Origin of the sequence: Accumulibacter sp. (genome assembly GCF_031732815.1) — a bacterium.
GTDB lineage: Bacteria > Pseudomonadota > Gammaproteobacteria > Burkholderiales > Rhodocyclaceae > Accumulibacter.
Genome location: NZ_JAVMKF010000311.1, coordinates 1 through 12,304, shown reverse-complemented (window position 1 = coordinate 12,304; position 12,304 = coordinate 1). Strand labels below are relative to the sequence as shown.

The following is a 12,304-nucleotide window of genomic DNA, read 5'->3' as shown; positions in this document are numbered from 1 at the left end:
CTCGCCGGCCAATCGTAGCCGGTCAGAGGAGAATAAACATGAGTCTAGGCCTTGTGGGGCGCAAGGTCGGCATGACGCGCATTTTTACCGACGACGGTGTAAGCGTTCCGGTAACCGTGCTCGACGTGTCCAACAATCGCGTCACCCAAATCAAGACGCCCGAACGTGACGGCTACTCCGTCGTTCAGGTGACTTTCGGCAAACGCCGTGCGTCGCGCGTGAACAAGCCGCTGGCCGGTCATCTGGCCAAGGCTGGGGTCGAAGCGGGGCACGTGCTGAAAGAGTTTCCGGTCTCCGTCGAGGAACTGGCCGGTTTGAAGCCCGGCGATCACATCCAGGTGACAATCTTTTCGGTTGGCCAGAAAGTCGACGTCACCGGGCATACCATCGGCAAGGGCTTTGCCGGGCCAATCAAGCGCCACAACTTCTCGTCGCAGGGCGATGCGCACGGCAACTCGGTGTCGCATCGCGCGCCCGGTTCGACCGGGCAGGCCCAGGATCCTGGGCGGGTCTTCCCAGGCCAGAAGATGGCCGGCCATCTGGGCGCGGTCAAGCGTACCCAGCAGAACCTGCAGATCGTGCGGGTTGATGTCGACCGCCAGTTGCTTCTGGTCAAGGGCGCCGTGCCCGGATCACGCGGAACGGACGTCGTCGTTCGACCGGCAGTCAAGACGGGGGCGTAGATGGAACTTAAGCTGATCAATCAAGCAGGCGAGGAAACCAGTCGTCTGCAGGCCTCAGACGTACTCTTCGGGCGCGACTACAACGAGGCCCTGGTGCACCAGGTGCTGGTCGCCTACCAGGCGAACGCGCGCGGCGCGAGCCGTGCACAGCGCGACCGGCACGACGTCAGCCATACGACAAAAAAACCGTGGCGACAAAAAGGAACCGGGCGTGCGCGCGCCGGGATGTCGTCGTCGCCGATCTGGCGGGGTGGCGGGCGCGTTTTCCCGAACTCGCCGGACGAGAACTTCAGCCAAAAGCTGAACCGCAAGATGTATCGCGCGGGTATGGCGTCGATCTTTTCGCAACTCGTTCGTGAAGACCGCCTGGCGGTGGTCGACGGATTGTCGATCGACGCTCCGAAAACGCGGCTCTTCGCCGAAAAGATCAAGGCCATGGGCTACGATTCGGTGCTCGTCATCACGGACGCGCTGGATGAGAACCTCTACCTGGCGGCGCGCAATCTGCCCAAGGTGCTGGTGGTTGAAGCTCACCAGGCTGACCCGGTATCGCTGGTGCGCTTTCCGCACGTGCTGCTGACGAAGAATGCGCTGACCAAGATCGAGGAGATGCTCGGATGAATCAAGAACGTCTAATGCAGGTCTTGCTGGCGCCGCAGATCTCCGAAAAGGCAACGTTCATTGGCGACAAGTATCAGCAGATCATCTTTCGAGTCGTTCCGGACGCGACGAAACCCGAAATCAAGAGTGCCGTCGAGCTCCTCTTCAAGGTGGCCGTCGATTCGGTGAATATCGCCAACGTCAAAGGCAAGAAGAAGCGCTTCGGACGCATGATGGGTCGGCGCAAAGGCTGGAAGAAGGCGTATGTCTGCCTCAAACCCGGTCAGGAAATCAATTTCGTCGATGGGGGGGCCGTCTGATGGCGCTCGTCAAAGTCAAACCGACATCGCCCGGGCGGCGTGCGGTCATCCGGGTCGTCAGCCCCGGTTTGCACAAAGGTGCGCCGCTGGCCGCGCTGCTCGAACCGCAGGCCAAACGCGCCGGCCGCAACAACAACGGCCATATCACGACCCGCCATCAGGGGGGTGGGCACAAACAGCATTACCGACTGATCGACTTCAAGCGCAGCAAGGATGGCGTGCCCGCGACCGTCGAGCGCCTGGAATACGACCCCAACCGGACAGCAAACATCGCCTTGCTCTGCTATGCGGACGGCGAGCGCCGGTACATCGTTGCGCCAAAGGGGCTGGCCGTCGGCCAGCAGGTGGTGAGCGGTTCTGAAGCGCCGATCAAGATTGGTAACGCGCTGCCAATTCGCAACATCCCGGTGGGGACGACGATCCACTGCGTCGAAATGCTCCCCGGTAAAGGGGCTCAGTTGGCGCGCTCGGCGGGCACCTCTGCGCAGTTGCTTGCACGCGAGGGGGGTTATGCGCAGCTTCGCTTGCGCTCTGGAGAGATTCGGCGGGTGCACGTCGAGTGCCGGGCGACGATCGGCGAAGTGGGTAACGAGGAGCATAGCCTTCGTTCGATCGGCAAAGCCGGGGGTAATCGTTGGCGGGGTATTCGCCCAACGGTACGTGGCGTGGCGATGAACCCGATCGACCATCCGCACGGCGGCGGCGAAGGAAAGACGGCTTCGGGCATGCATCCGGTGAGCCCATGGGGAACGAAGACCAAGGGCTATCGTACGCGTCGCAACAAGCGTACGACTTCGATGATTGTGCAGCGCCGTCACAAACGCTAGGGGATAGAACAACCATGGGACGTTCCATTAAGAAAGGCCCGTTTGCCGACGCTCATCTGATGAAGAAAGTGAGCGCGGTGCGCGCAACGGGCGACAAACGACCGATCAAGACGTGGTCACGCCGGTCGACGGTGCTGCCGGATTTCGTTGGTCTGACCATTGCGGTGCACAACGGCAAGCAACACGTGCCGGTATACGTGACCGAAAACATGGTTGGGCACAAGCTTGGTGAGTTCTCGCTGACGCGGACATTCAAGGGTCACACCGCCGGCAAGAAGGCGAAGAAGTAAAGGATTGACTATGGAAACTCGTGCAGTGTTGCGCGGCGTAAGGTTGTCGAGTCAGAAAGGTCGCTTGGTCGCCGATCAGATTCGCGGCCTGGCGGTCGAGAAAGCGCTCAACATCCTCGCTTTCAGCCCCAAAAAGGGCGCGGGAATCATCAGGAAGGTGCTGGAGTCGGCGATTGCGAACGCTGAACACAATGATTCCGCCGACGTCGACGAACTGAAGGTGAAGAGCATCAGCGTCGAGCAGGCGACAGTGCTCAGGCGTTTTTCAGCACGCGCCAAGGGGCGGGGCAACCGGATCGTCAAGCCGACCTGTCACGTCTTTCTGACTGTCGGCAACTGAGGAAGAAGAATGGGACAAAAGATTCACCCAGCCGGATTTCGTCTGGCACTCACCCGAGATTGGTCGTCTCGCTGGTACGCCGGGGACAGGGATTTCGCCGGAATGCTCAACGAAGACATCAAGGTCCGCGAGTACCTCAAGAAGAAGCTGAAGCACGCCTCGGTGGGGCGTATCCTGATCGAGCGTCCGGCAAAGAACGCCCGGGTGACGGTCTTCTCCGCGCGGCCGGGCGTGGTGATCGGCAAGAAGGGTGAGGAGATCGACCACCTGCGCGCGGCTCTGCAGAAGATCATGGGCGTGCCCGTGCATGTCAGCATCGAAGAAATCCGCAAGCCAGAACTTGATGCGCAGTTGATTGCCGATTCGATCACTCAGCAACTGGAAAAGCGGATCATGTTCCGACGCGCGATGAAGCGTGCGATGCAGAATGCCACTCGCCTGGGCGCACAGGGAATCAAGATCATGAGCTCGGGTCGCCTGAACGGTGCCGAAATCGCTCGCCGAGAATGGTATCGCGAGGGGCGTGTGCCACTGCACACCTTGCGCGCCGACATCGACTATGCGACCTCCGAGGCCTTGACGACGTACGGTTTGATCGGTGTCAAGGTTTGGGTGTTCAAGGGGGAAGTGCTTAATCGTCATGACCAGCCGGCAGCGGCGCCGGAGGCCCCATCGGAAGAGCAGCTCCGTCGGCCAAGGCGGATGACGCGTCCACCGGGAGAAGCTGGTGAGAAAGCACGCGTGCGCGCGCGGGCCGACGGCAGTGAAGAGGCGCCACGTGGTGAAGGGGCAGCGCCCGCCGATGCAAAAGCAGCGGTAAAACGTGTTAGAAAGGCAGGTACGACAGATGCTGCAGCCAGCTAGAAGAAAATACCGCAAGGAGCAAAAAGGCCGCAACACGGGCTTGGCGACGCGTGGGGCGGACGTCAGCTTTGGTGAGTTCGGACTCAAGGCGATCGGCCGTGGCCGCCTGACGGCGCGCCAAATCGAGGCTGCCCGGCGGGCGATGACGCGCCATATCAAACGCGGCGGCCGCATCTGGATCCGCGTCTTCCCTGACAAGCCGATCTCCAAGAAGCCAGCCGAGGTCCGCATGGGAAGTGGCAAGGGAAGTCCAGAGTACTACGTTGCCGAGATCAAGCCGGGCAAAGTACTTTATGAGATGGACGGCGTCAACGAAGGGTTGGCGCGTGAAGCGTTTGCGCTGGCGGCTGCCAAGCTGCCCTTTCAGACGGCTTTTGTAACGCGTATGGTGGGTTGAGCATGAAACTCAGTGAACTCAGAGCAAAGACTGTCGACGAGTTGCAGAAGGAACTCCTCGACCTGCTGAAGGCGCAGTTTGGTTTGCGCATGCAGCTGGCGACGCAGCAGTTGACCAACAACAGCCAGATTGGCAAGGTGCGCCGGCAGATTGCTCGCGTACGCACGCTTCTTCGTGAAAAGGCGGTCCAACAATGAGCGAGACCAGCAACAATAAGCGGACGTTGATTGGCCGTGTTGTCAGTGACCGCATGGAAAAGACGGTGACCGTGCTGATCGAGCGCCGTGTCAAGCACGAGGTCTACAAGAAGATCATTGTCCGCTCCAGCAAGTACCACGCCCATAACGAAAACAACGAGGCGAAAATGGGCGACCTGGTCGAGATCCAGGAGCATCGCCCGCTTTCGCGGACCAAGTCTTGGGTCGTCAGCAAGCTTCTGCAGCGTGCCATCGCGATCTAAACCTTGCGTTTTTCTGTGGTTTGCTTAAAATAGCAAGTTTTCCTGCGCCCACGCTGAGTCTCTCGCTGGGCGAGTCCACCCCCCGTACGGGGTCCAAGACTGACCGCTGCTGCGGGGCAAGTTGGAGTAAAAAATGATACAAGTACAAACAGTCCTGGATGTCGCCGACAATACCGGCGCCCGTTCGGTGATGTGCATCAAGGTGCTTGGCGGCTCTAAGCGCCGTTATGCCGGAGTCGGCGACATCATCAAGGTCAGCATCAAGGATGCTGCACCGCGCGGTCGGGTGAAAAAGGGTGACGTGTATAGTGCCGTCGTGGTTCGCACGGCGAAAGGGGTGCGGCGCGTCGACGGTTCGCTGGTCAGATTTGACCACAACGCGGCGGTCCTGCTGAATAACAAGCTCGAGCCGATTGGCACGCGGATTTTTGGTCCCGTAACACGCGAGTTGCGCGGTGACCGCTTCATGAAAATCGTCTCGCTGGCTCCGGAAGTGCTGTAAGGACAACCATGGAAAGAATTCGCAAGGGCGATGACGTGGTGATCATCGCCGGCAAAGACAAGGGCAAGCGGGGAACCGTGATTCGCCGCACTGACGCCGAGCATGTCGTCGTCGAGGGGCTGAATCGGGTCAAGAAGCACCTCAAGCCGAATCCGGTGAAGGGTGTAGTCGGCGGTATCGTGGAGAAGGAAATGCCGCTGCACGTTTCCAACGTCATGCTCTACAACCCGGCGACGAGGAAAGCCGATCGAGTCGGCTTCAGGACTCTTGAGGACGGTCGCAAAGTGCGCTACTTCAAGTCGAACGGTGAAGTGTTGGGGGCTTAAGGAACTGTCATGGCGCGTTTGCTTGATTACTACAAGACCAAAGTCATTGCCGATCTGACCAACAAGTTTGGTTACAAGTCGCCGATGGAGGTGCCGCGGATAACCAAGGTGACGCTCAACATGGGCGTCGGTGAGGCGGTAGCCGACAAGAAGGTGCTGGAAAACGCGGTTGGCGACATGACTCGGATTGCCGGGCAGAAGCCGGTCATCACCAAGGCCAAGAAATCCATCGCCGGATTCAAAATCCGCACGGGATATGCGGTCGGCTGCATGGTGACCTTGCGTGGTCCGCGCATGTTCGAGTTCATTGATCGCCTGGTCACCGTGGCGTTGCCGCGCGTGCGGGACTTTCGTGGGATCTCGGGAAAGGGTTTTGATGGCCGTGGAAATTACAGTCTCGGTCTGAAAGAGCAGATCATCTTTCCGGAAATCGAATATGACAAGATCGACGCACTGCGCGGGATGAATATCAGCGTCACGACGACCGCAAAGACCGACGAAGAAGCGCGTGCCTTGCTTGGCGCGTTCAAATTTCCCTTCAGGAACTGAAACGAAATGGCGAAACTAGCTGTGATCAACCGCGGCGAAAAGCGGCGCAAGACTGTGCAACAGTATGCGAAGAAGCGCGGCGAGCTGTTGACGGTGATCGAGGATGAAAGCCGTTCTCTGGAAGAGCGCTTCGAAGCGCGGCTGAAATTGCAGGCTTTGCCGCGCAACGCCAGCCCAGTCAGATTGCGCAATCGCTGTACCTTGACTGGGAGGCCGCGCGGTGTTTTTCGAAAGTTCGGTCTGGCCCGCGGCAAACTGCGTGAATTCGTGATGCAAGGTGGCGTTCCAGGAATGATCAAGGCAAGCTGGTAGGCAGGAGAAAACGATATGAGTATGAGCGATCCGATCAGCGACATGCTGACCCGAATTCGGAATGCCCAGATGGCCAGCAAGGCGTCGGTCAGCATGCCGTCATCGAAAGTCAAGGTCGCTATTGCCCGGGTGCTGAAGGACGAGGGCTACATTGAAGATTTCAGCGTTGGCGAGAACCTCGGCAAGCCACTCCTGGAAATCGGCCTGAAATACCATGCCGGACGGCCGGTGATCGAGCGTATCGACCGCGTGTCTCGCCCCGGCCTGCGCATTTACCGCGGAGCGGATGCGATCCCGCCGGTGATGAACGGGCTCGGTGTGGCGATCGTATCGACGCCGAAGGGGGTCATGACGGATCGCAAGGCGCGCGCCAGCCATGTCGGTGGCGAAGTGCTGTGCATAGTCGCTTAAAGGGGATGCCATGTCGCGAGTAGCAAAAAATCCGATCGTTCTCCCGCAGGGGGTTGCGGTCGACTTGAACGGCGGCAGAATATCCGTCAAGGGACCTCTCGGTGCGCTCGACATGCCAGCGAATCCGGCGGTGACCATCGAGCAGCAGGCAGATAGCCTTCTCTGCAAGCCGGTTCCGGGCGCAGCACGGGGCGACGCACTTTCCGGTACGCTGCGTGCGGTGGTTGCCAACATGGTGACTGGTGTGAGCAAGGGTTTCGAGCGCCGGCTGACGCTGGTGGGCGTTGGCTATCGGGCGCAGGCGCAGGGTGACACGCTGAGTCTCAACCTTGGCTTTTCGCATCCCGTGGCTTACCGGCTGCCGGCGGGCGTCACCGCCGAGACGCCGACGCAGACGGAGATCGTGTTGAAGAGCGTCGATCGGCAACTCGTTGGTCAGGTGGCGGCCGAAGTTCGCGCATATCGCAAGCCCGAGCCCTATAAAGGCAAGGGCGTTCGCCATGTGAACGAGGTAGTCGTTATCAAAGAAACCAAGAAGAAGAAGTAAGGGTACTTAGATGATTGACAAGAAAGAGGCGCGCCTGCGCCGGTCACGCAAGACGCGAGCCAAGATCGCCGAGCTCAAGGCCATTCGCCTGTCGGTTCACCGCAGCAACTGCCACATTTACGCTCAGGTGATTTCGGCCTGTGGCTCGCGCGTCCTGGCAGCTGCATCTTCGCTAGAGCCCGCGATTCGGCAAAGCCTGCCCAACGGGGGTAATGTCGATGCGGCGCGCCGTATCGGCCAGTTGATTGCCGAGCGTGCGAAGGAGGCGGGCGTAGACGAAGTGGCTTTCGATCGGGCTGGCTTCCGCTATCACGGGCGGATCAAGGCGCTGGCCGACGCCGCGCGCGAAGCCGGTCTGAAGTTCTGATAGACGGAAAAGGATTGGAGTAGTCAATGGCGAAACCGCAAAGCAGAAAGCCGCAGCCAGCCGAGAAGCCGGATGACGGAATGCGCGAGAAGATGATCTCGATCAACCGAGTCACAAAAGTGGTCAAGGGGGGAAGAATTCTCGGCTTTGCCGCCCTCACCGTGGTCGGTGACGGAGACGGTCGCATCGGCATGGGAAAGGGAAAGTCGCGGGAAGTCCCGGTGGCTGTCCAGAAGGCTATGGAAGAGGCGCGGCGTAGCATGATCAAGGTGAGCCTGAAGAATGGCACGCTGCAGCACACCGTTCTCGGTCACCACGGCGCGTCGCGGGTAATGATGCAGCCGGCGCCTGAGGGCACCGGAATCATCGCGGGCGGTGCAATGCGGGCTGTGTTTGACGTCATGGGAATGGCCAATGTGGTCGCCAAGGCGCACGGCTCGACCAATCCGTACAACATCGTCCGCGCGACCATCGACGGTTTGCGTTCAATGACCACGCCAGCCGAGGTGGCCGCCAAGCGCGGCAAAACGGTTGCCGAGATTCTGGAGTAGGCCATGAGCGAAAAGAAGGTCAAGGTGACGCTGGTCAGGAGCCTGATCGGTACAAAAGCTGCCCATCGCGCGACGGTGCGTGGACTCGGCCTGCGCCGGGTGAGCAGCAGCGCGCTGCTGGAAGATACCCCGGCCGTGCGCGGCATGATCAACAAGGTGGCGTATCTCGTCAAGTGTGAGGGCTAGAATGAAACTTAACACGGTACAGCCTGCCAGCGGCGCCAGACAGGAGCGTAAGCGCGTCGGTCGGGGGATCGGCTCAGGTCTTGGCAAGACCTGCGGACGCGGTCATAAGGGCCAGAAGTCGCGCGCCGGTGGTTTGCACAAGGTCGGTTTTGAGGGGGGGCAGATGCCGTTGCAGCGCAGACTGCCGAAGAGAGGTTTCAAGTCGCTGACCAACGCGCGCAACGTCGAAGTCAGGCTGTCGGAAGTCGCTGGCCTGCCGGTCGAGGAGATCGATCTGTCGACCCTGGTGCAGGCGAATCTGGTCCGTCGAGACGCGCTGTCGGTGAAGGTGGTGCTGTCTGGCGAGATCTCGCGCAAAGTGGTGCTCAAAGGGGTCGGCGCGACTGCCGGAGCACGTGCGGCGATTGAAGCCGCAGGTGGCAGCATTGCCGAATAACCAGTCCAGCGGAGCGAGCAGTTTTGGTCACTAGTTCGGGGAACGTCAGCAAAGGAGGAAAGTTTGGCGATTTGAAGCGCCGGCTTTGGTTCCTGCTCGGCGCACTGGTCGTCTATCGGATTGGCTCGCACATTCCGGTACCTGGAATCGACGCGTTGGTTCTCAGCGAGCTGTTCAACAAGCAGCAGGGCGGCATCCTCGGCATGTTCAACATGTTCTCGGGGGGTGCGCTGTCGCGCTTCACGATTTTCGCGCTGGGGATCATGCCCTACATCTCGGCGTCGATCATCATGCAACTGATGACGCACGCCAGCCCTCAGCTTGAAGCACTGAAGAAGGAGGGCGAAGCCGGGCGGCGGAAGATCACGCAATACACGCGCTACGGTACGGTTTTCCTCGCACTATTCCAGGGCGTCGGTATCGCCGTCGCCGTCGAGTCCCAGCCTGGCCTGGTGCTTGAGCCGGGGCTGATGTTTCGCCTGCTGACGGTGACAACGTTGGTCACCGGCACGATGTTCCTCATGTGGCTGGGAGAACAGGTAACCGAACGCGGCCTGGGCAACGGCATCTCGATCATCATCTTCGCCGGAATCGCGGCGGGCTTGCCGAACGCCATTGGCGGGCTTCTCGAGCTGGTTCGCACTGGAGCGATGCATCCGCTGACCGCCATCGTCATCAGCGTCCTGGTCGTTGTGGTTACCGCTTTCGTCGTTTTTGTCGAGCGGGGACAGCGCAAGATTCTGGTGAACTACGCCAAGCGTCAAGTGGGGAACAAGATCTATGGGGGGCAAAGCTCGCACCTGCCGCTCAAACTGAACATGGCCGGCGTGATTCCACCCATATTCGCTTCTTCGATCATTTTGTTTCCAGCTACGATTGCCGGCTGGTTTGGTTCGGGCGAGTCGGTCCGCTGGCTGAAGGACATCGCCGCTGCGCTCTCCCCTGGGCAGCCGATCTACGTGATGCTGTACGCTGCTGCAATCATCTTTTTCTGCTTCTTCTATACCGCACTGGTTTTCAACTCACGCGAAACGGCTGACAACCTGAAACGCAGCGGGGCCTTCGTTCCGGGCATACGCCCAGGCGAGCAGACTGCCCGCTACATCGACAAGGTGTTGATGCGCCTGACCTTGGTGGGCGCCGGCTATATTACGATCGTTTGCCTGTTGCCGGAGTTTCTGATCCTCAAATGGAATGTCCCGTTCTATTTCGGTGGCACCTCTTTGCTCATTATCGTTGTCGTTACAATGGATTTCATGACGCAGGTTCAGGCTTACGCGATGTCGCATCAATATGAGAGTCTCTTGAAGAAGGCAAACTTCAAGGGGTCTGGAATCCCGGCGAAATAGAATGGCCAAAGAAGACTTGATCGAGATGCAGGGAGAGGTGATCGAAAACCTTCCGAACGCGACCTTCCGGGTAAAGCTGGAGAACGGCCACATCGTGCTTGGCTTCATTTCCGGCAAGATGCGGATGCACTATATCCGGATCCTTCCGGGCGACAAGGTAACCGTTCAACTGACGCCATACGACCTTAGTCGCGCGCGGATTGTCTTCCGCGCGAAATGATCATTCCACGTAAAGTAACCGCGCCGGGCACAGCGTTCGTGTGCGTTAGAATCAGGAGTCAATGATGAAAGTGCTCGCATCTGTAAAGCGGATTTGCCGCAAGTGCAAGATTATTCGGCGTCATGGAATCGTGCGCGTGATCTGCTCGGATCAGCGCCACAAGCAGCGTCAGGGCTGATCGCCGCGGCGCACGCTAGTGTGTTGACAAGCGATTAAAGGTATAATGGGAAGTTTTGATTATCTTGGGGTGAATCGATGGCCCGCATCGCAGGCGTAAACCTACCGAACCACCAGCACGCGGAGATCGCACTCACAGCGATTTACGGGATTGGACGTCCGCGTGCGCAGAAGATTTGCGACGCCGCTGGAGTCGCTCGTTCGACGAAGATGAAGGATCTCTCGGAAGCCGAGCTTGACCGGCTGCGCGATCAGGTCGGAAAGCACACCGTCGAAGGAGATCTGCGTCGCGAAGTAACGATGAGCATCAAGCGACTGATGGATCTTGGCTGCTACCGGGGCCTGAGGCACCGCAAGGGCCTGCCGGCGCGCGGGCAACGTACGCGAACAAACGCGCGCACCCGCAAGGGTCCGCGCAAGCCGATTGCCGGCAAGAAATAACCAGAAATAGGACCGGAACATGGCCAAGACGACGACGAAAGTTCGCAAGAAAGTCAAGATCAGGAAGAATGTCGCGGAGGGGGTGGCACACATCCACGCGTCTTTCAACAACACGATCATCACGATCACAGACCGCCAGGGCAATGCCTTGTCCTGGGCGACGTCGGGTGGAGCCGGCTTCAAGGGCTCGCGGAAAAGTACTCCGTTTGCCGCTCAGGTGGCGGCTGAGGCTGCCGGCAAGGTCGCCGTGGAGTGCGGCGTCAAGAACCTTGAGGTTCGCATCAAGGGGCCTGGCCCCGGGCGTGAGTCGTCGGTGCGCGCGCTGAACGCGCTGGGCATGAAGATCACGGCCATTACCGACGTCACCCCGATTCCGCACAACGGCTGCCGGCCGCCGAAGCGGCGTCGGATTTGAGGAGAAGAAGAAAGTGGCTCGCAACCTGGATCCGAAGTGTCGTCAATGCCGCCGCGAAGGCGAGAAGTTGTTCCTCAAGGGTGAAAAGTGCTTTACCGATAAATGCGCGATCGAACGCCGATCGTACGCTCCAGGCCAGCACGGTCAGAAATCTGGTCAGCGCCTGTCGGATTACGGCGTGCATCTGCGCGAAAAGCAGAAGATTCGGCGCATTTATGGCGTGCTGGAGGGTCAGTTCCGCAAGGTGTATCAGGAGGCTGACCGGCGCAAGGGCGTGACCGGTGAGGTTCTGCTGCAGTTGCTCGAGTCGCGCCTTGACAGCGTCGCCTATCGTATGGGGTTTGCCGCTTCACGCGCAGAATCGCGTCAGGTCGTTCGCCATAACGGAATTCTGGTCAATGGGCGGCGGGTCAATATCCCGTCGTACCAGGTGCGCCCCGGCGATGTGATCGAGGTGGCGGAGAAGGCGAAGGCGCATCTGCGCGTCAAGGCTGCTTTGGCGGCAGCGGAAGCTCGTGGGTTCCCGGCTTGGCTGGAAGTCGACGCGAAAGCGGCGAAAGGCACCTACAAGGCGCACCCGGAACGCACCGAACTACCGCCGACGATCAACGAAAGCCTGGTTATCGAACTCTACTCGAAGTAGTAGGTGGGTGAAGCGATACGGAATCGGGCAAAGGATAGCACATGCAAAGCAGCGGACTCTTCAAACCTCGCATCATCGATGTGCAAAGCCT

26 protein-coding genes are annotated in these 12,304 nt (G+C 59.6%); all 26 read left to right on the top strand.

Going from position 1 to position 12,304, the window contains the following annotated elements; genetic code table 11:
* Positions 1 to 38 precede the first annotated feature (38 nt).
* Positions 39 to 683: a 50S ribosomal protein L3 gene (gene rplC / locus RKP46_RS18810; RefSeq protein ID WP_311108038.1), complete on the top strand. Its 645-nt coding sequence runs from the start codon at positions 39 to 41 to the stop codon at positions 681 to 683.
* Positions 684 to 1,304, top strand: coding sequence for a 50S ribosomal protein L4 (rplD, locus tag RKP46_RS18805; protein WP_311108037.1), 621 nt, complete (start codon positions 684 to 686; stop codon positions 1,302 to 1,304).
* The gene (gene rplW / locus RKP46_RS18800; RefSeq protein ID WP_311108036.1) at positions 1,301 to 1,603 is read left to right on the top strand and encodes a 50S ribosomal protein L23; all 303 of its coding nucleotides are present in this window, start codon (positions 1,301 to 1,303) and stop codon (positions 1,601 to 1,603) included. The genes rplD and rplW overlap by 4 nt, the downstream gene beginning before the upstream one ends.
* Positions 1,603 to 2,430 (top strand): 50S ribosomal protein L2, encoded by an 828-nt coding sequence (gene rplB, locus RKP46_RS18795; protein ID WP_311108035.1) that lies wholly within the window; start codon positions 1,603 to 1,605, stop codon positions 2,428 to 2,430. The genes rplW and rplB overlap by 1 nt, the downstream gene beginning before the upstream one ends.
* A 14-nt stretch (positions 2,431 to 2,444) precedes the next feature.
* Positions 2,445 to 2,720, top strand: a complete 276-nt coding sequence (gene rpsS, locus RKP46_RS18790) for a 30S ribosomal protein S19 (RefSeq protein WP_300333034.1) — start codon at positions 2,445 to 2,447, stop codon at positions 2,718 to 2,720.
* 10 nt (positions 2,721 to 2,730) lie between these two features.
* Entirely contained in the window at positions 2,731 to 3,060 is a 330-nt protein-coding gene (gene rplV, locus RKP46_RS18785; RefSeq protein WP_311108034.1) for a 50S ribosomal protein L22, read from the top strand.
* Positions 3,061 to 3,069: 9 nt separating this feature from the next.
* Positions 3,070 to 3,924 carry a 30S ribosomal protein S3 gene (gene rpsC, locus RKP46_RS18780; RefSeq protein WP_311108033.1) on the top strand — a complete coding sequence of 285 codons (855 nt, stop codon included), beginning with the start codon at positions 3,070 to 3,072 and terminating at the stop codon, positions 3,922 to 3,924.
* Positions 3,908 to 4,321, top strand: coding sequence for a 50S ribosomal protein L16 (gene rplP / locus RKP46_RS18775; RefSeq protein WP_311097168.1), 414 nt, complete (start codon positions 3,908 to 3,910; stop codon positions 4,319 to 4,321). Before rpsC ends, rplP begins: the two co-directional genes overlap by 17 nt.
* Before the next feature lie 2 nt (positions 4,322 to 4,323).
* Positions 4,324 to 4,518 (top strand): 50S ribosomal protein L29, encoded by a 195-nt coding sequence (gene rpmC, locus RKP46_RS18770; protein WP_311108032.1) that lies wholly within the window; start codon positions 4,324 to 4,326, stop codon positions 4,516 to 4,518.
* The gene (rpsQ, locus tag RKP46_RS18765; protein ID WP_311108031.1) at positions 4,515 to 4,781 is read left to right on the top strand and encodes a 30S ribosomal protein S17; all 267 of its coding nucleotides are present in this window, start codon (positions 4,515 to 4,517) and stop codon (positions 4,779 to 4,781) included. The genes rpmC and rpsQ overlap by 4 nt, the downstream gene beginning before the upstream one ends.
* Before the next feature lie 133 nt (positions 4,782 to 4,914).
* Complete coding sequence (gene rplN / locus RKP46_RS18760) at positions 4,915 to 5,283, top strand: 50S ribosomal protein L14 (protein ID WP_300333045.1); 369 nt, start codon at positions 4,915 to 4,917, stop codon at positions 5,281 to 5,283.
* Positions 5,284 to 5,291: 8 nt separating this feature from the next.
* Complete coding sequence (gene rplX, locus RKP46_RS18755; RefSeq protein WP_311108030.1) at positions 5,292 to 5,609, top strand: 50S ribosomal protein L24; 318 nt, start codon at positions 5,292 to 5,294, stop codon at positions 5,607 to 5,609.
* Positions 5,610 to 5,618: 9 nt separating this feature from the next.
* Entirely contained in the window at positions 5,619 to 6,158 is a 540-nt protein-coding gene (rplE, locus tag RKP46_RS18750) for a 50S ribosomal protein L5 (RefSeq protein ID WP_311108029.1), read from the top strand.
* 6 nt (positions 6,159 to 6,164) lie between these two features.
* Entirely contained in the window at positions 6,165 to 6,470 is a 306-nt protein-coding gene (rpsN, locus tag RKP46_RS18745; RefSeq protein ID WP_311108028.1) for a 30S ribosomal protein S14, read from the top strand.
* A 15-nt stretch (positions 6,471 to 6,485) separates the two neighbouring features.
* Positions 6,486 to 6,881, top strand: coding sequence for a 30S ribosomal protein S8 (rpsH, locus tag RKP46_RS18740; protein ID WP_311108027.1), 396 nt, complete (start codon positions 6,486 to 6,488; stop codon positions 6,879 to 6,881).
* A gap of 10 nt (positions 6,882 to 6,891) precedes the next feature.
* Complete coding sequence (gene rplF, locus RKP46_RS18735; RefSeq protein ID WP_311108026.1) at positions 6,892 to 7,428, top strand: 50S ribosomal protein L6; 537 nt, start codon at positions 6,892 to 6,894, stop codon at positions 7,426 to 7,428.
* Between the two features lie 13 nt (positions 7,429 to 7,441).
* Complete coding sequence (rplR, locus tag RKP46_RS18730) at positions 7,442 to 7,795, top strand: 50S ribosomal protein L18 (protein ID WP_311108039.1); 354 nt, start codon at positions 7,442 to 7,444, stop codon at positions 7,793 to 7,795.
* A 26-nt stretch (positions 7,796 to 7,821) separates the two neighbouring features.
* Positions 7,822 to 8,346 (top strand): 30S ribosomal protein S5, encoded by a 525-nt coding sequence (gene rpsE, locus RKP46_RS18725; protein WP_311108025.1) that lies wholly within the window; start codon positions 7,822 to 7,824, stop codon positions 8,344 to 8,346.
* Between the two features lie 3 nt (positions 8,347 to 8,349).
* Positions 8,350 to 8,532, top strand: coding sequence for a 50S ribosomal protein L30 (rpmD, locus tag RKP46_RS18720; protein ID WP_311108024.1), 183 nt, complete (start codon positions 8,350 to 8,352; stop codon positions 8,530 to 8,532).
* 1 nt (position 8,533) lies between these two features.
* Positions 8,534 to 8,968, top strand: a complete 435-nt coding sequence (gene rplO, locus RKP46_RS18715; RefSeq protein WP_311108023.1) for a 50S ribosomal protein L15 — start codon at positions 8,534 to 8,536, stop codon at positions 8,966 to 8,968.
* A 23-nt stretch (positions 8,969 to 8,991) separates the two neighbouring features.
* Positions 8,992 to 10,317, top strand: a complete 1,326-nt coding sequence (gene secY, locus RKP46_RS18710; RefSeq protein WP_311108022.1) for a preprotein translocase subunit SecY — start codon at positions 8,992 to 8,994, stop codon at positions 10,315 to 10,317.
* A gap of 1 nt (position 10,318) precedes the next feature.
* A complete protein-coding gene (gene infA, locus RKP46_RS18705; protein WP_287635448.1) occupies positions 10,319 to 10,537 on the top strand; it encodes a translation initiation factor IF-1 in 219 nt (72 codons plus the stop codon).
* A gap of 64 nt (positions 10,538 to 10,601) precedes the next feature.
* Positions 10,602 to 10,715 (top strand): 50S ribosomal protein L36, encoded by a 114-nt coding sequence (rpmJ, locus tag RKP46_RS18700; RefSeq protein ID WP_287460219.1) that lies wholly within the window; start codon positions 10,602 to 10,604, stop codon positions 10,713 to 10,715.
* Between the two features lie 77 nt (positions 10,716 to 10,792).
* On the top strand, positions 10,793 to 11,155 hold the full coding sequence (gene rpsM / locus RKP46_RS18695) for a 30S ribosomal protein S13 (protein ID WP_300333068.1): 363 nt from the start codon (positions 10,793 to 10,795) through the stop codon (positions 11,153 to 11,155).
* 19 nt (positions 11,156 to 11,174) lie between these two features.
* Positions 11,175 to 11,570 (top strand): 30S ribosomal protein S11, encoded by a 396-nt coding sequence (rpsK, locus tag RKP46_RS18690; protein ID WP_311108021.1) that lies wholly within the window; start codon positions 11,175 to 11,177, stop codon positions 11,568 to 11,570.
* A 13-nt stretch (positions 11,571 to 11,583) separates the two neighbouring features.
* Positions 11,584 to 12,213: a 30S ribosomal protein S4 gene (gene rpsD / locus RKP46_RS18685; protein WP_311108020.1), complete on the top strand. Its 630-nt coding sequence runs from the start codon at positions 11,584 to 11,586 to the stop codon at positions 12,211 to 12,213.
* Positions 12,214 to 12,304: the final 91 nt, after the last annotated feature.